16 protein-coding genes and 3 tRNA genes are annotated in these 21290 nt (G+C 37.3%); 7 read left to right on the forward strand and 12 right to left on the reverse strand.

Translation table 11 applies throughout. The annotated features are described in order from the left end of the window. Positions 1 to 73 precede the first annotated feature (73 nt). From K319_RS0118415 to K319_RS0118430, 4 genes are all read right to left on the reverse strand, one after another. The gene (locus K319_RS0118415) at positions 74 to 1327 is read right to left on the reverse strand and encodes a tyrosine-type recombinase/integrase (protein ID WP_027384947.1); all 1254 of its coding nucleotides are present in this window, start codon (positions 1325 to 1327) and stop codon (positions 74 to 76) included. Between the two features lie 109 nt (positions 1328 to 1436). Next, a tRNA-Arg gene (locus K319_RS0118420) sits at positions 1437 to 1510 on the reverse strand. 31 nt (positions 1511 to 1541) lie between these two features. Beyond that, a tRNA-Pro gene (locus tag K319_RS0118425) sits at positions 1542 to 1616 on the reverse strand. Positions 1617 to 1630: 14 nt separating this feature from the next. Next, a tRNA-Ser gene (locus K319_RS0118430) sits at positions 1631 to 1715 on the reverse strand. Between the two features lie 133 nt (positions 1716 to 1848). Between K319_RS0118430 and K319_RS0118435 the strand changes: the two genes are divergently transcribed. Beyond that, positions 1849 to 2856 (forward strand): N-acetylmuramoyl-L-alanine amidase, encoded by a 1008-nt coding sequence (locus K319_RS0118435; protein ID WP_027384948.1) that lies wholly within the window; start codon positions 1849 to 1851, stop codon positions 2854 to 2856. Positions 2857 to 2912: 56 nt separating this feature from the next. Here the strand turns inward: K319_RS0118435 and prmA are convergent, their stop codons facing one another. Further along, positions 2913 to 3740 carry a 50S ribosomal protein L11 methyltransferase gene (gene prmA, locus K319_RS0118440; protein ID WP_027384949.1) on the reverse strand — a complete coding sequence of 276 codons (828 nt, stop codon included), beginning with the start codon at positions 3738 to 3740 and terminating at the stop codon, positions 2913 to 2915. A gap of 130 nt (positions 3741 to 3870) precedes the next feature. Then, positions 3871 to 5670 (reverse strand): TonB-dependent receptor plug domain-containing protein, encoded by a 1800-nt coding sequence (locus K319_RS0118445; protein ID WP_027384950.1) that lies wholly within the window; start codon positions 5668 to 5670, stop codon positions 3871 to 3873. 570 nt (positions 5671 to 6240) lie between these two features. Here K319_RS0118445 and uvrA point away from each other — a divergent pair. After that, positions 6241 to 9030 (forward strand): excinuclease ABC subunit UvrA, encoded by a 2790-nt coding sequence (uvrA, locus tag K319_RS0118450; RefSeq protein ID WP_027384951.1) that lies wholly within the window; start codon positions 6241 to 6243, stop codon positions 9028 to 9030. Positions 9031 to 9472: 442 nt separating this feature from the next. On the opposite strand, the gene K319_RS0118455 is transcribed toward uvrA, so the two are convergent. The 4 genes from K319_RS0118455 to K319_RS0118470 form a co-directional block, all read right to left on the reverse strand. Further along, entirely contained in the window at positions 9473 to 10141 is a 669-nt protein-coding gene (locus K319_RS0118455; RefSeq protein ID WP_027384952.1) for a YceI family protein, read from the reverse strand. 107 nt (positions 10142 to 10248) lie between these two features. Next, positions 10249 to 11019: a TIGR02757 family protein gene (locus tag K319_RS0118460; RefSeq protein ID WP_027384953.1), complete on the reverse strand. Its 771-nt coding sequence runs from the start codon at positions 11017 to 11019 to the stop codon at positions 10249 to 10251. A 154-nt stretch (positions 11020 to 11173) separates the two neighbouring features. After that, positions 11174 to 12820 carry an alkaline phosphatase PafA gene (gene pafA, locus K319_RS0118465; protein WP_027384954.1) on the reverse strand — a complete coding sequence of 549 codons (1647 nt, stop codon included), beginning with the start codon at positions 12818 to 12820 and terminating at the stop codon, positions 11174 to 11176. A 264-nt stretch (positions 12821 to 13084) separates the two neighbouring features. Beyond that, the gene (locus tag K319_RS0118470; RefSeq protein ID WP_027384955.1) at positions 13085 to 15250 is read right to left on the reverse strand and encodes an outer membrane beta-barrel protein; all 2166 of its coding nucleotides are present in this window, start codon (positions 15248 to 15250) and stop codon (positions 13085 to 13087) included. A 118-nt stretch (positions 15251 to 15368) separates the two neighbouring features. Here K319_RS0118470 and K319_RS0118475 point away from each other — a divergent pair, with 118 nt between their 5' ends. Further along, positions 15369 to 15944, forward strand: a complete 576-nt coding sequence (locus K319_RS0118475) for a YdeI/OmpD-associated family protein (RefSeq protein ID WP_027384956.1) — start codon at positions 15369 to 15371, stop codon at positions 15942 to 15944. A gap of 115 nt (positions 15945 to 16059) precedes the next feature. Then, positions 16060 to 16620 carry a DUF4256 domain-containing protein gene (locus tag K319_RS0118480; RefSeq protein ID WP_027384957.1) on the forward strand — a complete coding sequence of 187 codons (561 nt, stop codon included), beginning with the start codon at positions 16060 to 16062 and terminating at the stop codon, positions 16618 to 16620. Between the two features lies 1 nt (position 16621). Here K319_RS0118480 and K319_RS0118485 read toward each other — a convergent pair whose 3' ends face one another. After that, a complete protein-coding gene (locus K319_RS0118485; RefSeq protein WP_316930949.1) occupies positions 16622 to 17002 on the reverse strand; it encodes a Fur family transcriptional regulator in 381 nt (126 codons plus the stop codon). A gap of 71 nt (positions 17003 to 17073) precedes the next feature. Here K319_RS0118485 and K319_RS0118490 point away from each other — a divergent pair, with 71 nt between their 5' ends. Further along, a complete protein-coding gene (locus K319_RS0118490) occupies positions 17074 to 17982 on the forward strand; it encodes an NAD(P)/FAD-dependent oxidoreductase (RefSeq protein WP_027384959.1) in 909 nt (302 codons plus the stop codon). A 51-nt stretch (positions 17983 to 18033) separates the two neighbouring features. Here K319_RS0118490 and K319_RS0118495 read toward each other — a convergent pair whose 3' ends face one another. Then, positions 18034 to 18960 carry a malate dehydrogenase gene (locus K319_RS0118495; RefSeq protein ID WP_027384960.1) on the reverse strand — a complete coding sequence of 309 codons (927 nt, stop codon included), beginning with the start codon at positions 18958 to 18960 and terminating at the stop codon, positions 18034 to 18036. A 210-nt stretch (positions 18961 to 19170) separates the two neighbouring features. Between K319_RS0118495 and pfkA the strand changes: the two genes are divergently transcribed. Then, the gene (gene pfkA / locus K319_RS0118500) at positions 19171 to 20157 is read left to right on the forward strand and encodes a 6-phosphofructokinase (protein ID WP_027384961.1); all 987 of its coding nucleotides are present in this window, start codon (positions 19171 to 19173) and stop codon (positions 20155 to 20157) included. Between the two features lie 46 nt (positions 20158 to 20203). Next, the gene (gene gap, locus K319_RS0118505; RefSeq protein WP_027384962.1) at positions 20204 to 21208 is read left to right on the forward strand and encodes a type I glyceraldehyde-3-phosphate dehydrogenase; all 1005 of its coding nucleotides are present in this window, start codon (positions 20204 to 20206) and stop codon (positions 21206 to 21208) included. The last annotated feature ends 82 nt before the right edge of the window (positions 21209 to 21290 follow it).

The following is a 21290-nucleotide window of genomic DNA, read 5'->3' on the forward strand; positions in this document are numbered from 1 at the left end:
AGGGTATAATTCTGAGACCTACTATTATTTTGACAGGGTATAATTCTGAGACCTACTGATATTTTGATAAGTGTTAAATAACCTCTAAATTAACAACATTTCCAATTTCTGTCACGACATTCTTCAAATATTCATTTGCCCGGTTCTTCCTTCCAACCGCATAAATGCCAGTCGTTCGATTAGACTTATGATTAGCAGCTCCTTGGGCCAAATTAATGTCAATCACTGGAACTTTGTCAGAAAGTTCATCCAGTATATCTAAAAAAAGATGCTTCAATGAATAGAAATCTTCCGTTACTTCAATCGGTTTTCCATTTTCATCAAGGATATTTTTATTGTTTTTGACAATCCTTGACCATTTTCGGGTAATAGTTGTTGGTTTTACAGGTTCAAGTCCAGGACACTGAAAAACTGCAAAAACATAATCATCTTCATAAATACATTCATTCAAAATTTCTGTCCATAATGGCAAAGCTTCGGGAATGATCACTTTTGTTTCCCAAATGTATTGCCTACCTTTTTTTATCAAAACAACATATTCCTGATTTTCCAAATCCACATGTTTTCTTTGAACTCGTAAAAGTTCGGCGGAACGTGCGCCGGAAAGGAAAAATATTTGTGTGTATCTGTAAAATTCATAATGATTTCCCTGCAGATATTTCAGAATGATATTAACATTCTTTTTTGTCAATACCTTACGAATTTTTGTAGCTTCAATTTTCTTTGTGATATCTCTGACCGGATTGTGGTCAATACACCCATATTGGATCAATTCCCTGAACAAAGTCATTAGATAATGTCTGAATTTATTATAAACAGACGGCGTTAATTTCATTTTTTCCAAAAGGTTTTTGATGTGCCAAATCTTGATATCCTTAATAAAAATAAAATCATATCGCAATACTTCGATAAACTTCTGCATACGATTAACTGCACAGCGAATTTGCTTCAGATGATGCGGTGATGCTGAAATTGTATTCTGTGAAATTGTCAAAGCTTCATAAAGGAATAGATCTGGACGTAGTTCTTCCGATTCAGAGACCATGTACTGTTTAGAGATGGGGTTAAAATTATGGAAATCTAAACCTTTTATCATTTCTTCTTTTGTGGCCTCAACCGCCTTTTTCCGTTCAATAATGTTGTCAAAAACATTGACCTTCATTCGGTATTGAAATCCTTTTGGGTACTTGGACTCAAATAACGGGTCGTAAAATATGCATTGAACAAACCATTTCTTTTTAAGGTCTTCCTTGGACCGTAATTCTTTGTAATTTTTAGGTGAGATGAATACTTCTGTTCGAGAGCATCCGTTCTTGAGATTTTTCATTTTGGCAGAGTTTAATGTTGTCGTTTATGTTGTCGTTTAACATTAAATGCCGTTGTCGAGGTAGTAAAAAAATCAGGAAACCCTTTTGTGGGAGTGGGTTTCCTAATTGTGAGCGCGAAAGGATTCGAACCTTTGACCGTCTGCTTAGAAGGCAGATGCTCTATCCAGCTGAGCTACGCACCCATTTGTAATTTTTAGAAATTACTAAAACTTGTCGGGGCGGCAGGATTCGAACCTGCGACCTCCTGGTCCCAAACCAGGCGCGATGACCGGACTACGCTACGCCCCGTAGATTTTTTTTTGCGGAGGGTAAGGGATTCGAACCCTTGCGACCCTTTCGGGTCGACAGTTTAGCAAACTGCTCCATTAACCACTCTGGCAACCCTCCTTGCAATATTTTAAAGACCGTTTGTTCCTCAATTGCGAGTGCAAATATAGAACAGTTTTGTATATCTACCAAACTTTTTTTCTGTTTTTTTTTCATATTTTTGAATCATAAATACTCCGTAAAACACTTACAGATGCGTAATATACTATATCTCACAACCTTAGGAATAATTATCATTTCCTGCGGTTCACAACAAAAAAATGTAAAAAGTAAAACACCAACTCTTCCGAATGCCCCAAAACCTTTCATCGCAGAAAAAAAGCCACAAATAAAAGAAGATGAAGGCGAATATTACAAGGTCAATATTGCAGATATTACCAAAAATGACAATACCATAAGCTATGGCTCCATCGTAAGCGCAAACCCAGTAGGTTACAAAATCACAAAAAATTATTTTCCGGCTATTGGACAAAACTTCCGCCAGAGATATGTGATTTTACATTACACTGTACTTAATGATGAGAAATCTATTTCAACATTAACTCAACAATCTGTAAGTGCCCATTATTTGGTAAGCACACTTCCCGATAAAGAAATTTATCAAATCGTGGACGAAAATAAAAGAGCTTATCACGCGGGAATCAGCTTTTGGAGAAAAGACCAGCAACTGAATGACATATCTATCGGAATTGAGATCGTGAATCTTGGTTACACGACAGATTCTCTAAATAATAGAGTGTTTTATCCTTATCCGGAAGAACAATTCAGAAAAGTAGGAGCTTTAGTCAAGGATATTGTGACGAGATATAATATCCCGCCAACCAACATTTTGGCCCATTCCGATATTGCGCCAACAAGAAAACAGGATCCGGGACCACTTTTCCCTTGGAAGAGATTGTATGACGAATATCAGATCGGAATGTGGTATGATGAAACAGCAAAACAAACTTTCCTGGATCAAATATTAACAACCAACGATATTGCTTTACAATATAACAATCCTGAATTTGTTTCCAAGATCCAGCAGCAGTTGGTTCAATTTGGTTACGCACTGACAGTGAATGGGGTCTGGGACAAAACCACTAAGCAGACGATCGAGGCTTTCCAATTCCATTTCCGGCCAAGCAATTACAGTGGTATTATGGATGCGGAAACCTGGGCGATCTTGCAGGCTTTGATTCAGAAATATCCGCAGAAGTAAATAATAACAGCCTCGAAAACTAATTTTCGGGGCTGTTATTGTTATTGATAAAAATCTTACTTACTCAACAAAAGAGAAACCCATTCTTCTCTCTGGATTTTCTTTTCAAGCTTCAGATCTTGTTCTGTGCAGACCTCCAGAATATCATCCACATCGAAGAAGCAAAGTCCGGACAACAGCAATTTTCCACCATCTTCCAAAACGGAAACGTAAGTCGGGATATCGGAAATCAAAATGTTTCTGTTGATGTTGGCCAGAATTACATCAAATTTTTCCTTCCCAAGATTATCCGCACTTCCCAGTTCGATGTCCAATTCTACATTGTTACGCTCTGCATTTTCCTTGGAATTCTCTACAGACCATTCGTCGATATCAATAGCCACGGTTCTTCCCGCTCCTTTTTGTTTGGCAAAAATGGCTAAAACAGAAGTTCCGCAACCCATGTCCAGAACTTTCTTATTTTCCAGATCCATGTCCAACATCTGCTGAATCATCAAATGAGTCGTAGGATGATGACCTGTTCCGAAAGACATTTTTGGCTGAATCACAATCTCGTGCAGTTGTGGATTTGGTTCGTGGAATTCTGCCCGGATAAGCACTTTGTCTTCAACATTGATTGGCGAAAAATTCTTTTCCCATTCCTCATTCCAGTTGATATTTGGCATTTCTTCGTAGGTATAAGAAATTTCAACCTCATTATTCTGTAAGAGATAAATATTTTTCAAATCCTCTTCTTTGAAAAGATCTTTCTGGATATAACCCAAGATACCGTCATATTCTTCCGTGAAGCTGTCAAAACCGATTTCAATCAGTTCCGCCATCAATATTTCGTTCCAGGGTTGTAGAGGTTTTATTTTGAAATTGAATTCTAAGTAAGCTGCCATTTTTGATTTTTTGCAAATTTAGTTCATTTTAAAAACTATTTAAACTTGTTTTGAAAATTAAACCATATAGATACATAGTTCTTAAACAGTTCAAATAGTTTTCTCTAAGTGTCTATGTGGTTAATAGACTTTAATTCATTTTAATCTGATATGTAAATCCGACATGAAACCATCTTCCGGGCATGGGAACGAGATTGGTTTCGACATATTTTGTATTTGTCAGATTGTTGATCAAGATATAAAAATTAAGGTCTCTGATCCGGAAGTTAAGTTGTTCATCAAGGACATTATAACTTCCAAGGTTCACGCGTTCCGAATATTTATAGATCAATTGATTGCTGAAAAACTTCAAGAACTTCACACCCAGTTGCGCCACAAACTGGTGTCTCAGATTCTGCAAAGCATATCTGGAAAGTTCCTCATTTTTATATTGATTATCAAGATAAGTATAACTCAATCGATAATTCAGAAATGATAGTAATTGATGACTGAATTCTGTCTCAAAACCTTTTAAATTGATTCTGCCTACATTTTCCGCTGTCCAGGGACTTTCTGGTGCTGGTTTCAGCCAATCGATGCCATCACTTGTATTTCGGATGAAACCGCTCGCTTTCGCCAAGATCTTTTCATTCTGGAATCGATAGCCCAATTCTGACAAAACAGCACTTTCCGGAACCAAATCAGGGTTCCCGATTTCTGTTGGACTCTTATAATACAAATCGGTAAAAGTCGGAATCCTAAATCCTTTAGAAATCGCTCCAAAAACTTTATGATTAGGATTAAAAATAAATCCCACATCCATCCCGGGATACAGAAAATTATCGCCGGAATAATTCGCCCAGCTTGCTCCGGGATTGATCTCTAATTTTTGGTTAAAGAATTTGAACTGATGGTCAAAAAACACCTGTGTTACATCTCTTTTTCTTTCTCCAAGATTACTGCTGGTTAAAAATTCTTTTCTGTAATCGATTCCGACACTCGTAATTCCTATTGATGATTCATAGGTCCCGTTCACTGTTCCGCCAACGTTATTTCCGATGTGCATATTTCTGTAATACGAAGGATTTTGACGGATGAAAAGATACATATCCTGTCCTCTTCTCCAATAGACGCTGGAATTAACAGAGAGATTATTAAATTTCTGTTGATATTGTAAACTTACTACAGAAGCTTGCGTTTCTTCATATTGATTGATTGCTGTTGGTGAAGCATAAAAACCGTTCGCCCCGAATTTCTTCTCGGAAAAACCAGCCTGCAGGCTTACACTTCCATCATTCAGTTTTAATTTGTTTTGATAGAAAAAATTTCTGATTTGATAATCCGTATTGTACCGATAACCGTCGGAAACGCCATTGCTGATTGAGAAAAGATTCGTGAATTTTTCCGAACCAAAGGTTGCAGAGGCCGACAAATCATAAGTTTTGAAATCGCCACCTTGTGCTTTGATGGTTACTTGCTCTTCAGATGACGTTTTGGTAACGATATTGATGACTCCTGCATAAACATTTTGGCCGTAAAGTTTTGCCGATGAGCCTTTTATGATTTCAATCCTTTCCACCGCTGAAATATCAAACGGAATATTGAATGTGTTATGTCCTGTTTGCGAATCATTCATCCGGATTCCGTTAACCAAAACTAAAACCTGTTCAAAAGAACTTCCCCGAATGGTGATATCGCTCTGAACACCATTGGAACCTCGTCTTTTGATATCCAATCCGGAATAAAACTGAAGCAATTCATCTATACTCGTTGCCGGACTATTTTGGATTTGTTGTTTGGTAATGACAACTACATTTTCGTTGACATCATTATAAGGTGTTGATAAAAACCGACCTTGTAAGTTGACTTCATCAATGTCTTTTTCCTTGTTCTGCGCAAAACTGTGGACTGATAAAACCACAATAGACAGAGCCGTGAATATTTTCTTCATATAATTTCCTTTCAGATAATCGGGCGCAAATATAGAGATTAGCCTAATTCATTTAACCAATTTTGTATAATAATTTAACCTGAATTCGGGATAAGGAAATTATTAAATTATTGATTTTACAATGCTCAATTGTTTTTATCGCAAAGAAAAACAAAGGAATATACTCTCTAAAATGATTTTAAGTCAAACAATACCACTTCGTTTATCAAAGTAAAACAAAATTTTTGTCTCACTTTGATAAGTTTTACGCCCTTGTCTTTCTAAATTATTGAAAATCAAATAATCAATTTTTTGTTTGGCTTTGCGATTTATAAATCCTTAACCCGAACTCACGTTAATTTAAACATATCAAATCCCTCCGGGATTACTCACTAATAGAAAAATCAACGAACAACCATTCTATCTCCATCGGAACTAGTCTTCAAAAAACTTATCGTTTCTATTAACAGAACGTTCTTGCGGAACTTGAAAAAACGATTGGATTTTATGATATTATTGTGATGATTTACTCTGAAATGGTGTCGTGATTACTTATTATTTTTTCGTAAATTTGTTGGTCTTATTTTTACTATGGCTACAGCTTCTGAAATCGATATCAAAAAATATATTTTCGTTAAAAACGCACATCTTAACAACCTGAAACACATCGATGTTCTGATACCAAAGAACAAACTGATCGTCATCACGGGTGTCTCAGGAAGTGGAAAATCGTCACTCGCTTTTGACACGATTTATGCCGAAGGACAGAGACGGTATGTGGAAAGTTTGAGTTCCTACGCACGTCAGTTCTTGGGTAAATTGGAAAAACCGAAAATTGATGATATAAAAGGTTTGGCACCTTCTATTGCAATTCAGCAAAAGGTAATTTCGTCCAATCCGCGTTCTACGGTTGGAACTTCAACGGAAATCTATGATTACCTGAAATTGCTTTATGCCAGAGTTGGAAGAACTTTTTCACCAGTTTCCGGAGAAGAAGTCAAAAAAGACAGTGTAACGGACGTTATCGATTTCATTAAAAATTCTAAAAAAGACTCTACTTTTTTACTTTTGGCACCTTTGGCATTTGAAGTAAAAACCTTTGCTGAATTATTGAAAACATTAAAAGTTTCAGGATTCACAAGATTGGAAGTTAATGGCAATGTTGCCGGGATCGAGGATCTGGAAAGCTTCGGATTCGTTCCTGAAAATGGCATGACAATCAATTTGGTCATCGACAGATTCAGTTATGAGGAAGACGAGAATTTCTTACAACGATTAGCGGATTCTATCCAAATGGCGTTCTATGAAGGTCACGGTTATTGTTCTTTAAAAAATACCGAATCAGGGAAAATCCGTGAATTCTCCAATAAATTTGAACTGGACGGAATCATTTTTAACGAACCGAATGTCCATTATTTCAGTTTTAATAATCCTTACGGCGCTTGTCCGACTTGCGAAGGTTATGGAAAAGTGATTGGAATTGATGAAGACCTTGTGATTCCGAATAAAAATCTTTCGGTTTATGAAGATGCTGTGGCTTCATGGAAAGGTGAAAGTATGAGCGAATGGAAAAAGGAGTTCATCAAAAAAGCTAAAGATTTCCCGATTCATAAGCCTTATCACCAATTAACCAAAGAGCAGAAACAATTCCTTTGGAAAGGTGACAAAACCAGAAGTTTTCCAAGCATTGATAATTTCTTCAAAATGCTGGAAGAGAATCTTTACAAAATACAGTACAGGGTGATGCTTTCGCGCTATCGTGGAAAAACCATTTGTCCAACCTGTGAAGGATTAAGATTAAGGGAAGAAACAAGTTGGGTGAAAATCGATGGACATAATATCCAATCGTTAATTGAATTGCCTTTGGACGAATTACTTCCATTAATAAAAAGCTTAAAACTCAACGACCACGACAGAGAAATCGCCAAACGTCTGACTTACGAAATCGAAACAAGATTAGAATTCCTGACGAAAGTTGGTCTTGGTTATCTGACCTTAAACCGAACTTCAAACACCCTTTCCGGTGGCGAAAGTCAGAGAATCAATCTGGCAACAAGTTTGGGAAGTTCGCTTGTGGGTTCCATTTATATTCTGGATGAACCAAGCATTGGTCTGCACTCTCGAGATACGGAAAATCTGATCGGCGTTTTAAAACAACTTCGAGACCTTGGAAATACAGTGATTGTAGTAGAACACGATGAAGATGTGATGCGGGAAGCAGATTACATTATCGACATTGGCCCGGAAGCGGGTTATCTTGGCGGAGATCTGGTTTTCAGTGGTGATTATAAAGAGATGATGAAAGCGGATACTTTGACCGCAAAATATCTGAATGGCGATTTGAAAATTGAAGTACCAAATAAACGAAGAAAAACAAAAGAATTTATTGAGATAAAAGGTGCCCGTCAAAATAACCTGAAGAATATTGATGTCAATGTTCCGTTGGAGTGCCTAACGGTTATCACAGGCGTTTCCGGAAGTGGGAAATCGACTCTGATGAAGGAAGTGATGACGAATGCCATCCAAATTCAGTTGGGAATGGGTGGAAAAAAGGCGGATTATGACGCTGTGGAATTTCCAAAAAAACTGATTCAGAATATCGAATTGATCGACCAAAACCCAATTGGAAAATCGTCCCGTTCCAATCCTGTAACCTATCTGAAAGCCTACGATGATATCCGAGACCTTTTCGCTAAGCAAAAATCAGCCAAAGTCCAGGGTCTGAAACCAAAGCATTTCTCTTTCAATGTAGACGGCGGAAGATGTGACGAATGTAAAGGTGACGGCGTGATTACCGTTTCGATGCAGTTTATGGCAGACATCGAGCTGGAGTGTGAACATTGCCACGGAACGCGTTTCAAAAAAGAAATCCTCGAAATCAAATACGACGAGAAAAACATTTCCGACATCCTTCATATGACGGTTGACGAAGCGTTGGAGTTCTTCAAGGAAAACCACGAAGAAAAAATCGCGACCAAGCTAAAACCGCTTCAGGATGTTGGTTTGGGTTATCTGCAATTAGGCCAGTCCTCTTCTACTCTTTCCGGAGGTGAGGCTCAGCGAGTGAAGCTGGCATCGTTTCTTGTAAAGGGTGTGACAACGGACAAAACGTTATTTGTTTTTGATGAACCTTCAACTGGTCTGCATTTCCACGATATCAAAAAACTACTGGCATCGCTTCAGGCATTGATAGAATTGGGACATTCGGTTGTGGTAATTGAGCATCAGCCGGATATTATCAAATGTGCCGACCATATCATCGACGTTGGTCCAAATGCAGGAAAATACGGTGGCAAAATTGTTTTCACAGGAATACCGGAAGATCTGGTGAAGGAGAAGAAGTCTTTTACAGCGAAATACATCAAAGAAAAACTCAAATAATAAAGTTATCCACAAAAAAATGTGGATAAGTATGAAATTTTAACATTCAGTTTACATTTCGTATTGTTTTTCTTTCTAAATTTACAATAGAGATTTAGGAAATGATCACAAAATTTGCTTTTGACCCAATTGGAATTACTCAAATTAAATTTGATATAAAAATTTAAAGGATAGCATTGTCGGCTGTCCTTTTTTGTTGTTGTCTAACTAAAAAAATGAGATGTTTTTATCTACTGAACCGGCTTCTAAAGAGTCGGTTCTTTCATTGCTAAAACTCTTTAAAATTCATAAAAAAAAATTTTCTCGCAGATTTTTCTGATTAAGCAGATTAATTCAACTCTTGTATCCGCAAAATTTGCTAAATCAGCGAGAGTTAAAAATATTTTACAAAAAAAGACTGTCTCTTTCGAAGCAGCCCTTTCCTTTTCATTCTACAATCTATCTATTTAGAAGCATTCACATTGATTCCAATTTCAATGTCTTTGCTAATCATCCATTCAGCAGGGTCAGTTTCATCAGTCCCGAATTTGATTCCCCAATCTGCTCTGTTTACAGTAAATTTAGCTTCCAAGCTCGCTTTGCCTTCAGCAACAGTCACTTTCGCAGGGAAAGAAACGTTAAGCGTTTTTCCTAACAACGTCAAATTTCCGCTTACAGTTTTGTTAGCTCCGGCAATCGCATCTTTTGGAAGTTCTCCAGCCAAATCAGCTACAGCAGTGATTTTGAAATCAGAAGTTGGTTGTTTCTCAACATCAAAGAAATCAGCATTTTTAAGGTGCGCTTCTAGGTCAGCGGGTTTTTTATCAGCCTCAGTTACAGAAGCAGGGTCAACTTTCAAAGTCGTCATATCGATTACAAAATCTCCAGAAGTTACCGCATCATTTTCAACTGTAATTTCTCCAGATTTCAAGTTAAGCGTACCCCATCTTGGCGCAAATCCACCTTTGTGGAACGCTTTCCAATTTACTTTAGATGCCGTCAAATCCACGTTGTAAGCTTCACCGGTTTTTGCAGCAACTTCTTGCGCATCTTTTACAGTTTCTTTTTTGTCGTTACAAGCCGTGAACAACAAAGCTGCTCCTATAAATGCTAATACTGTTAATTTTTTCATAGATAATATTTTAAATTAATAATTTTTCTTGTAGCAAAAATAATACCTCAAGCCTTATTGAGTATTGATGTAGGTTAATAAAAAACAAGACTGATAATAAAGAAATATTATTCAAATTCCTTTGAAACGCCCAGCCCAAACAAAGCAAAATCGTAAACCGCCGGATCATCTGGATTATATTTTCTGAGAATCGCATCCAACTCTTCCACTGCCTTCCAGTCGTTTTGTTTTCTTGTTAATATTCCTAATTTTCGGGAAATATTGGCGGTATGAACATCTAATGGAACGGATAAAAACTTCGCATCGATCTTTTCCAAAATTCCAAAATCTACACCTTTTTTATCTTTGCGGACCATCCAGCGCAAAAACATGATCAGTCTTTTGGAAGCCGAATTTTTGTAAGGTGAGCTCACGTGTTTTTGTCCGCGATGTTTTTCGGAAATGAAATGATTTCTGAAACGTTCGATGGAATGATAAAAATTGATTTCGTTTTCATTAATGAGAAAAGCATCTTCCAGACTTTCAAATTGGCTATAAATTCTTTTAAAATTCCTTAAGAAGAAAATGAAATCTTCGTGATTAAATGTCCTATGAATCGCTTTCTGTGGAATTCTCGCCAAATCAGAATCGGTGAAATTCATTACAAAATCATACGGCGAATTTCCCATTAGCTCCATCATTTTGTTGGCATCATTGATAATAGATCTTCGGTTTCCCCAAGCGATGCTTGCTGATAAAAATCCAGAAATTTCAATGTCCTGTTTCAAAGAAAAACGGTGTGGGATCTGAATCGGATCATCCGTAATAAAATCGGGAGAATTGTAAAGTTCCGCTTTCTCATTCAGCAAATCGAAGATGTCTTTTTCCTTTAATACCATTCTTCAAAAATACGGATAAGTTTTATCGAAAAGTCTCAAAAAATTATTGATATGATGCAAAAAAGTCGCAAACTTTCCGATTCGAAAACATTTGCGACTTAATAAATTAATGTCCTAAAATCTAATATCTAGATTCTAACAGCTAATTTCTTTTTTATCTTCCAATCACTTCTGTAATTGGTTTTCCAATTGCTCCACTTGGGAATTCGATGTGAAGTAATGCTGAGATCGTCGGCGCAATATCTGTCATATAATAATCGCCGTTGCTCTCACCATGCTTGATTCCCCAACCCATAAAAATCAATGGAATGTGAGAATCATAGGAATTCCAGACGCTGTGCGTTGTTCCTTTTTTCGCATAGGTCGGTAACATTCCGTCGTGCGAAATGATCTGGATATCGCCGCTTCTCTGCCAGTTATAACCATTGATGGCTCTAGATTTTATCGGCTCCGGAATCGCTGACGAGCCAATCTTTTTCAAATCAACAGCGTACAAAACTCTCGGGTCTTTGTTCAGATTATCGATGATCGTTGTTTTGATTGCTTCTTCATCAAGATCTTTCTCTTTGATCAGATTCTGATTCAGGTAAATTTGATAATTATCGATGCCAAGAATCAACTTAGAATTAGCATACTTTTTCTCCAGTTCGGCACCCAGATTTTTTTCCATTCCCTCATCAAAGAAACCACCTAAGATTTTATTGGCTCTCAGGAATCCTTCCGCATTTGCACCACCGTGGTCAGCAGACAAGAACACCAGGTAATTGTTCTTCCCTACCTTTTCATCCAGCATCTTGAAAAAAGCAGCCAAATCTCTGTCCAGTCTGATGTAAGTATCTTCAACCTCGATAGAATTCGGGCCATAGGAATGTCCTACGTAATCTGTCGAAGCCAGGTTAATCGCCAGGAAATCCGTTTCAGTTCCTTTTCCTAAAGCATAATTATCCAAAGCCGCTTCAGCAAACCTCAGCGTCAAAGTATTTCCGAAAGGTGTTGTTCTGATAACGCCTTTTTTAGTGGCATAGTCCGTCAATAGATTTTTATAGGGGAACACGGGTTCTTTCGCTGTTCCAACCGGATATTCCCATTCTACATTATCCGCCGTACTTTCTGTGTATTCATTAATTGGTAAAGCTGTTTCCCAGCCACTAGCCAATAATTTTTCAGGAACTTTCTGGTCGTTGAAATCTTTCACCCATTTTGGCAGTTCATTCATATAATAAGAACTCGTAATGAAGTTCCCGGCAGAATCATCAAACCAAAAAGCACCGGTCGGGTTGTGACCAGCAGGTAAAATCGAAGCACGGTCTTTCAAAGAAACGCCGACGACCTTTGATTTGAAATTACTCGCAATCCTCAATTGGTCTGTAACTGTCGTTGACCAAAGGTTCTTTGGGGAATGACTTCCGTTTCTTCTGTTATCTGTTCCAACTGGATCTACACTATCGTCTGTTGTGCAGTAAACATTTTTCCCGGTTTCCTTATCCGTCCAGTCGTTCCCGGCAATCCCATGAATAGAGGGAACTGAACCTGTATAAATAGAAGTATGGCCAATCGCCGTAACCGTCGGAATGTAAGGAATATGTACATTATTAAGAGAGTAACCTTCTCCCAAAAGCCTTTTGAAGCCGCCCTTACCAAACTTTTTTTCGAAGCGGTAAAGATAATCCCAACGCATCTGGTCCACTACTAATCCTACAACTAATTTTGGTCTTTCTCCTGAATTTAATCTTGTTTTCTGCGCATTTACATTTCCAAATGTAGCCACAGCCAAAATGAAAATCTGAATTTTTCTGAACATTGAATCACTTTTTATTGAAGTCCAAATTTAAGGCTTTCAAAAGTTTTGGGATATGAAATCTCATTAAACTTATTTGAATATTTAACTCAGATAGAAAGACCTTATTAATTCACCTTGATAAATCAATCAAAATTACCTTGATGAATTGATAAAGTTATCTTGATGAATTAATATAATCATCCAAGCAGTTCTAAAGTACGATTACAATAAACAAAAAAGAACGGACAAATTTGCCCGTTCTCTTCAATATAAAATTTAACAATTCTATTTTCCGCCGCCGGAATTTTTCTCGACATCGGTTTTAGTATTTTCCTTGACTTTCTGGTTTCCGAAACGTTTCACGAATGTGAGCGAGAATCCATACCAATCCCATTTATTATAATTTTTCACAGTACCAATCTGGCTGTAAGTTGTCGTGTTCATACTCGGTCTTTTGAAGATATTCATCAGCTGTAAGCTGGTTTCAATCTGAGAAACCGGGAAAATCTTGGTCACAGAAATATTGTGAAAAAAGTTGTACTTATTTGCAACTGAGTTTCCGTAATTCTGATTATCAACGCTGAACCATCCGCTGATATTAATATTCTTATTGAATAAATTGGTATAAGAAAGATTGGTAGAACCGCCAATGTAGCTGATATAATTGTTATCACGGCTCAATCCGTTTCTGATATTGAAATCACTGTTATCTATGTAGTACCACCCAAGTCCGAAGTTCACATTCAGTTTATTTTTCAGGAAGTTTTGATTGGTGTTGGCAAAAAGGTAGAACTTTTCTACTTTTCCTTTGAAATTATCCGGAAAAGAAATCGTTTTCCCATCTTCTTCTTTATAATTGGTCCAATAATCCTGGTCAGTAAACATATATCTGGCCGAGATAAAGTATTTTTTAAACAAGCCAAACTTCAGCACCACTCTATCGCTCGGATTTGGAAGAAGCTCCATATTTCCCCGGTAATAGATTCCGCTATTACTAGGCATTTCAAAAGGATTGAATTCCGAAAACCAAGGTCTCCAAAGGTTATGATTGTAAGTCAAGCTCAAATCATAATTGGTACTGAAAGAATACTTAATCAATAGATTCGGCAAAAACGTACCATAAGAATCTTTTCTTCCCTGATTCCCTACATTTTCTCTGATTTTGAAATCGATGTGTTCATATCGCAGACCAACTCTGGTTTCCAATTTTTCAAAAAATGTTTTGCTGTAATTGAAATAGAGTGAATTGATGTTGTCCGTATAATGAAAATCGCTGTTTGCATTTTTGGTTCCATCCATCAAGTCCAGATAAGCATTTGGGATCACATTATTATTAAAATCTGCTTTTCCGCCGACTTCCAGAGTTCCACCTTTTCCTAATGGCGTTGTGAAATCTACTTTCACATAATAATTTCTGTTTTGAGTATCAGAATTAATCAAAGTCTGTTCAGTTGCCGGAATATTATTCCATATTGGTTCCGCATCCTGTTCATCAAAGCTTTTCAATGTTCTTCCTGTAGAGCCCTCGCTTGTTTCGTAATTAACTCCGAGATTGACGTCCAGAATTTTGTTCTTTTCTTTATCATAATATTTGTAGAAAAAATTGGTCCCCAAAGTATTATTAAGGTTAGAACCCGACAATTTTTGGTAATCAATTTTCTTAAAGTTATTATCATCATACGACCTTATAAATGAGTCCGTTCCAGAGTTATTATCACCTCTGAAATATTCCATCACAAGACCGATATTGTTCTTGTCATTCAGTTCATATTCAGAACTGGAAGAAAAAGACGGATTCTTGTTGATATAAGTACTTTTGGAATCAATTAATTCCCGGTTTTTATTGGTATAATAAGAAAACTCGCTAGAATTTTTGGTAATGAAAACATTATCATTATAACTTCCCGTGAAAGTCTGAGTGAAATTTTTCTTATGATAGTTAAGGTTCAAACTCCCATACTGATTATTCTTGGTATTCTGAGTATTAGTAAGAGAAATGCTTCCCTTCATACCTTCATCATCCCGCTTTTTGAGAACGATATTAATAACCGCTCCGGTTGCTTCATAGCGTGAAGACGGACTCGTAATGACTTCGATTTTCATCAGGTTATCTGCAGGAATGGTCTTTAGATATTCCTTCAGTTCCTTTCCTGTAAAAACCGATTTTCTGTCGTTGATATAAACCGTTACCGATTCCCCTTCCGCTTTTACATTGTCATTGTTATCGATGCTTACCAAAGGCGTCATTCTCACTATATCCCAAGTTGTATTTCCTGCCAGGATAGAGCTGTTTTCCACATTGAAAACTGTTCTGTCGGCCTTACTTTGTACAGTCGGTTTTTTGGCGATAACTGTGACCGCTTCTATTTCTTTGGATTTAAGAGTGTCTTGTGTCTGGGCAAATGTGATTGCAAAAGAGAGTAATCCCAATAAGGATAAAGCTTGCTTCATTGTTATAGTTTATTTGTAAAGATAAGACAACTCAAAAAGGATAATGTTACATCGAAAGTCAATTAAATTTATATTAAATCGAATTTTAATTAAATTTGAAAGAAAACAATTACATACAGTGAATACAAAAGTTAATGAACATATAGAAAAGTCCAGACAATGGAAAAATGAGATGAGCGCATTGAGAACCATTATCCTGGATTGTCAATTGACAGAAGACCTCAAATGGGGAAAACCGTGTTATTCCTTTAGCAAAAAGAATATTGTCATTATCCAAGGTTTTAAAGAATATTTTGCACTTCTGTTTTTCAAAGGCGGAATTATGAAAGACCCTGAGCATCTTCTTGTAAAAATGGGAGAAAATACACAAGCCGGAAGACAAATGCGATTTGAAAATGTTCAGGATATTCTGGACAAAAAATCAATTATCAAGGATTATATTTTCGAAGCCATTGGAATCGAAGAACGTGGAGAAAAAGTACAAATAAAAAAAGACGCAACGCCAATTCCTGAGGAATTTCAAATTAAACTAAATGAAAATCCCGAATTGAAATCCGCTTTTGAGTTCTTAACTCCTGGAAGACAACGAGCATATCTGTTTCATTTTTCTGCGCCAAAACAATCTAAAACCAGAAAATCCAGAATCGAAAAATATATCCCAAATATTCTGGATGGAAAAGGTATGAATGATTGACAATATTTTAAGTCTCATTGATTTTGCAAATCTCGCAGATTCTATAGAAGAAAAAATTTGCGTAAACTTCTAAAACTGCGAGAGAAATATTTTTATCTAAATACAACCAATCAATATGAAAAATAAACCTCAGCTTTCATCAGAACAACAGGAATTAATCAAAACTCTGAAAACCCGTTTTGAAAAGAATCTGAATCGTCACGAAAATATCCAATGGAAAGATGTTCAGAAAAAACTGGAGTCCAATCCAGAAAAACTCTGGTCACTCAGCGAAATGGAAAAAACTGAAGGCGAACCGGATGTTGTAGGTTACGATAAAAAAACAGACGAATATCTTTTCATAGATTGTTCCTTAGAAAGCCCAAAAGGCAGACGAAGCCTTTGCTATGACCGGGATGCGCTCAATTCCAGAAAAGAAAATAAACCCACAAACAGTGCAGTAGATTTGGCCAATGAAATCGGAATCGAGATTTTGGATGAAAAACAATATCGTGAGTTACAATCATTGGGAAACTTCGACCTGAAAACATCCAGCTGGGTGAAAACACCTGATGAAATCCGGAAATTAGGCGGTGCTATCTTCTGTGACAGACGTTACAACACTGTTTTTCTCTATCACAACGGTGCCGAATCGTATTATGCTGCGAGAGGTTTCCGTGGGGTTTTGAAGGTTTGACTCAAGCACAATCTTTACAAATCCCTGTCAAAATACAATTTACGCTTTCAACAGAATAGCCCTTTTCCAGTGAAAACTGAACTTCAACCGGCAGACATTGTATCGTTTCGCATTTTGTACATCTGAAATGAAAATGATGGTCTGCCAGTTTTTTCTCTTCGCATTTGATGCAGACTGCAAAATACTGTTTTCCGTCTTCTGCAACAATTCGGTGGAGAATTCCGTCTTCGCAGAATCTGTTTAATACTCGATAAATCGTTGCTCTATCAATATCAACATTGATATTTTTCTCGATAGAATCCTGACTCATCGCTTTAGCTTTATTAGTTAACAAATTCAAAACAGCTTCTTTTGCTGGCGTATTCCTTCTTTTTATTTTCATTAATGCGATTTAGTTGCAATAATAAAAATTAATCATAACTTTGACAAATAAAATGACAAAAATTATTTAAAATGACAAAACAAGATCAATTTGATGTTATCATAGTTGGGGGAAGTTACGCCGGACTTTCTGCCGCAATGTCTTTGGGAAGGTCACTTCGAAAAGTTTTGGTGATTGACAGTGGAAAACCTTGCAATGAACAAACTCCATATTCGCATAACTTTTTGACCCAGGATGGAAAAACGCCAAAAGAAATATCCAAGATAGCAAAAGAACAAGTTAGGGACTACGATACTCTACAATTTCACGATGGTCTTGCAACAGAAGGCAAAAAAACAGAAAATGGATTTGAGATCACAACAGAAAAAGGCGAAAAGTTTGGCGCCAAAAAACTTATTTTCGCAACAGGGATTATAGATGATGTCCCGAAGATCAAGGGTTTTTCCGAATGTTGGGGAATTTCTCTGATTCATTGTCCGTATTGTCACGGTTACGAATATAAAGGAAAGAAAACTGGAATTATCGCTAATGGCGAACGTGCGTTTCATATTTCATCACTGGTCAACAATCTGACAGATGATTTGACGATCTTAACCAGAGGAAAAGCTGACTTTACAGAAGAACAATTTCAAAAACTGAGACAACATAACATCGATATCATCGAAACAGAGATTGATGAGATCCAGCATCAGAATGGAAATATTGAAACTTTGATATTATCCGACGGCAAAAAACTGAACTTCGATGCAGTATATGGCGCATTCCTCTTCAAACAACATTCAGACATACCAGATTCTTTAGGTTGCGAATTTACAGAACATGGTCATATCAAAATCGACAACAAACAAAATACGACGGTTCCGGGTGTTTATGCTTGCGGCGACAATTCCTGCGCAATGCGTTCTGTCGCCAATGCGGTTTATACTGGCAACCTTACCGGAGCAATGGTCAATATGGACTTGACGAATGAAGATTTTTAATAACCAAAAAACCGCATCAATGATGCGGTTTTAACTTATATAAGGATCTGATTAAAATTTCAAATCACCATTCACTTCTCTTACAGCCTTAGCAGCTTCAGCAAATTTTGCCTTTTCCTCATCGGTCAAAGAGATATCTACAATTTTCTCAACACCGTTTTTCCCAATAATAGCAGGAACACCAAGACAAATATCACTTTCGCCATACTCACCATCCAACATTAGAGAACAAGGAATCATTTTTTTCTGGTCACAAGCAATCGCCTGAACCATTACGGAAACAGCCGCACCAGGAGCATACCAGGCTGAAGTTCCCAATAATTTAGTAAGTGTTGCCCCACCAACTTTAGTTTCTTCGATAACGTAAGCTTTTTGCTCATCACTCAGGAATTCTGAAACAGGAACTCCATTTCTAGTTGCTTTGCTGTAAAGTGGCAACATCCCAGTATCAGAATGTGCCGCGATCACCATACCGTCAACATCAGAAATTGGACTTTCTAATGCCTCAGCTAATCTGTATTTGAATCTTGCAGAATCCAAAGCACCTCCCATACCGATAATCCTTTCTTTTGGAAGGCCGGATGTTTTGTGAACCAAATAGGCCATAGTATCCATCGGGTTAGAAACAACGATGATGATCACATCCGGAGAGTTTTTAACAAGATTTGCAGTAACATCTTTTACGATACCCGCATTGATACCGATCAGTTCCTCTCTTGTCATCCCAGGTTTTCTAGGAATCCCGGAAGTAATGACAGCAACATGAGAGCCAGCTGTTTTGCTGTAATCTCCCGTTGTGCCGGTAATTTTCGTATCAAAACCATTAAGAGAAGCTGTCTGCATCAAATCCATTGCCTTACCTTCTGCAAAACCTTCTTTGATGTCCACCAAAACTACTTCAGATGCGAAATTTTTCATCGCAATATATTCAGCACAAGAAGCTCCAACAGCTCCAGCCCCTACTACAGTTACTTTCATAATATATTTATCAGTTTAAAATTTTTATATTGTATTGTTCGTAAATATAATAAATCTTGTAAGATCCGAAAAAAAATTAAATCAAACATTTGTCATATTTGCAAATGACTGTTCTCTATTACCATATGATATAATTTATCCTATATTACTAAAACATGAGCCAAAATGTGGTTGATATTTCGTAAATTTGCTTAGAAAAAAATTAAAAATATGTCAGAAAACAACATTAAATCTATTGCTGTTTTAACATCTGGAGGTGACGCTCCCGGAATGAACGCAGCACTTAGAGCCGTTGTAAGAACAGCAAATCACTACAATATAGAATGCTATGGGATCCGAGAAGGATATAATGGACTAATTGCTGGTGATGTAATAAAAATGGGACCTCGTTCCGTGAAAAATATAATCAATCAGGGCGGAACTATTCTGAAGTCTGCCCGATCCAAGGAATTTATGACACTGGAAGGGAGAAAAAAAGCTTTCGAGCAATGTCAAAAATTAGGCGTGGATGCATTGGTTTGCATAGGCGGAGACGGAAGTTTCACTGGTGCAAAAGTTTTCAATGAAGAGTTTGGGATCAAAGTTATCGGTATTCCGGGAACTATTGACAATGATATATTTGGTACAGATAAAACCATTGGTTATGATACAGCTCTTAACACAGCAATGGACGCCATCGACAAAATCCGCGATACAGCAACGTCTCACAACCGTGTTTTCTTCGTAGAGGTAATGGGACGAGATGCTGGATTCATCGCCCTTAACAGTGGAATTGCAACAGGAGCTCTTGACATCCTGATCCCGGAAAGAAAAGACAGCCTTGATGATCTTTTTGAAACCTTCACTACGGCTGAAAAAGTGGGCAAATCATCAAGCATTGTTGTGGTTGCAGAAGGTGAAGAATTAGGAAATATCTATGACCTTGCAAAAGCAACAAAAGAAAAATTCCCCAATTATGACATCCGTGTAACAATTCTTGGGCACATCCAAAGAGGAGGCTCACCAAGTTGTGCAGACAGAGTTCTGGCCAGTCACTTAGGATATGGAGCCGTCATCGGTCTGATGGAAGGCAAAAACAAAGTGATGGTCGGGATGCAATCTAACAAGATCACTTATACGCCGATAGAAGAAGCGATTAAAAAACATAACGAAATAGACAAAGACCTGCTTCAGATCGCCGAGATCTTGGCAATGTAATTCTTAATAAAAATAAATATCAAAACAAAACCTTAATTTTTTTAATATGTCAACAATTAAAGTAGGAATCAACGGATTCGGGAGAATCGGACGTTTAGTGTTCAGAGCAATGACTGAAAGATCAAACATCGAAGTTGTAGGTATCAATGACCTTATCGATGCTGAATACATGGCTTATATGCTAAAATACGATTCAGTTCACGGACCGTTCAAAGGAGAAGTATCAGTACAAGGCAACAACCTTGTGGTCAACGGAAAAACAATCCGTGTAACAGCTGAGAAAGACCCTAACAACCTAAAATGGAATGAAGTTGGTGCAGAATATATCGTAGAATCTACAGGATTATTCCTTTCTAAAGATTCTGCTCAGGCTCACATCAACGCTGGTGCTAAGAAAGTGATCCTTTCTGCGCCTTCAAAAGATGATACGCCAATGTTCGTAATGGGTGTAAACCACAAAGAACTGACTGACGATATCAAGATCTTCTCAAACGCATCTTGTACTACAAACTGTCTTGCGCCATTGGCAAAAGTGATCCATGATAACTTCGGTATCGCTGAAGGTCTTATGACTACCGTACACGCAACTACTGCGACTCAGAAAACTGTAGATGGACCGTCTGCAAAAGACTGGAGAGGTGGTAGATCGGCATTGAACAACATCATCCCTTCTTCTACAGGTGCTGCAAAAGCAGTAGGAAAAGTGATCCCTTCTCTTAACGGGAAATTGACCGGTATGTCTTTCAGAGTTCCAACTGCTGACGTTTCTGTAGTTGACCTTACGGTAAAATTGGACAAACCAACTTCTTACGAAGAGATCTGTGCTGCTATCAAAGCTGCATCTGAAGGTGAGTTGAAAGGAATTCTTGGTTACACAGAAGATGCTGTGGTTTCTCAGGATTTCGTAAGCGATGCAAGAACTTCTATCTTCGACAAAGAGGCTGGAATCATGTTGAATCCAACTTTTGTTAAATTGGTATCTTGGTACGATAACGAGTGGGGCTATTCTAACAAATTGGCAGATATGCTTGTACATTCAGCTTCTTTGTAATCTGAAGCTTTATGATAAAATAAAACCTTTCAAAATGAATTGAAAGGTTTTTTTATGTTTAAAAATGATAAAACTCACAACC

It is taken from the genome of Epilithonimonas caeni DSM 17710, assembly GCF_000426465.1.
In the GTDB taxonomy this organism is placed as follows: domain Bacteria; phylum Bacteroidota; class Bacteroidia; order Flavobacteriales; family Weeksellaceae; genus Epilithonimonas; species Epilithonimonas caeni.

Coding starts and splice junctions, on each gene's coding strand:
- K319_RS0118415 (WP_027384947.1), bottom strand. CDS start 1,327: ATGAAAAATCTCAAGAACGGATGCTCTCGAACAGAAGTATTCATCTCA.
- K319_RS0118435 (WP_027384948.1), top strand. CDS start 1,849: ATGCGTAATATACTATATCTCACAACCTTAGGAATAATTATCATTTCC.
- prmA (WP_027384949.1), bottom strand. CDS start 3,740: ATGGCAGCTTACTTAGAATTCAATTTCAAAATAAAACCTCTACAACCC.
- K319_RS0118445 (WP_027384950.1), bottom strand. CDS start 5,670: ATGAAGAAAATATTCACGGCTCTGTCTATTGTGGTTTTATCAGTCCAC.
- uvrA (WP_027384951.1), top strand. CDS start 6,241: ATGGCTACAGCTTCTGAAATCGATATCAAAAAATATATTTTCGTTAAA.
- K319_RS0118455 (WP_027384952.1), bottom strand. CDS start 10,141: ATGAAAAAATTAACAGTATTAGCATTTATAGGAGCAGCTTTGTTGTTC.
- K319_RS0118460 (WP_027384953.1), bottom strand. CDS start 11,019: ATGGTATTAAAGGAAAAAGACATCTTCGATTTGCTGAATGAGAAAGCG.
- pafA (WP_027384954.1), bottom strand. CDS start 12,820: ATGTTCAGAAAAATTCAGATTTTCATTTTGGCTGTGGCTACATTTGGA.
- K319_RS0118470 (WP_027384955.1), bottom strand. CDS start 15,250: ATGAAGCAAGCTTTATCCTTATTGGGATTACTCTCTTTTGCAATCACA.
- K319_RS0118480 (WP_027384957.1), top strand. CDS start 16,060: ATGAAAAATAAACCTCAGCTTTCATCAGAACAACAGGAATTAATCAAA.
- K319_RS0118485 (WP_316930949.1), bottom strand. CDS start 17,002: ATGAAAATAAAAAGAAGGAATACGCCAGCAAAAGAAGCTGTTTTGAAT.
- K319_RS0118490 (WP_027384959.1), top strand. CDS start 17,074: ATGACAAAACAAGATCAATTTGATGTTATCATAGTTGGGGGAAGTTAC.
- K319_RS0118495 (WP_027384960.1), bottom strand. CDS start 18,960: ATGAAAGTAACTGTAGTAGGGGCTGGAGCTGTTGGAGCTTCTTGTGCT.
- pfkA (WP_027384961.1), top strand. CDS start 19,171: ATGTCAGAAAACAACATTAAATCTATTGCTGTTTTAACATCTGGAGGT.
- gap (WP_027384962.1), top strand. CDS start 20,204: ATGTCAACAATTAAAGTAGGAATCAACGGATTCGGGAGAATCGGACGT.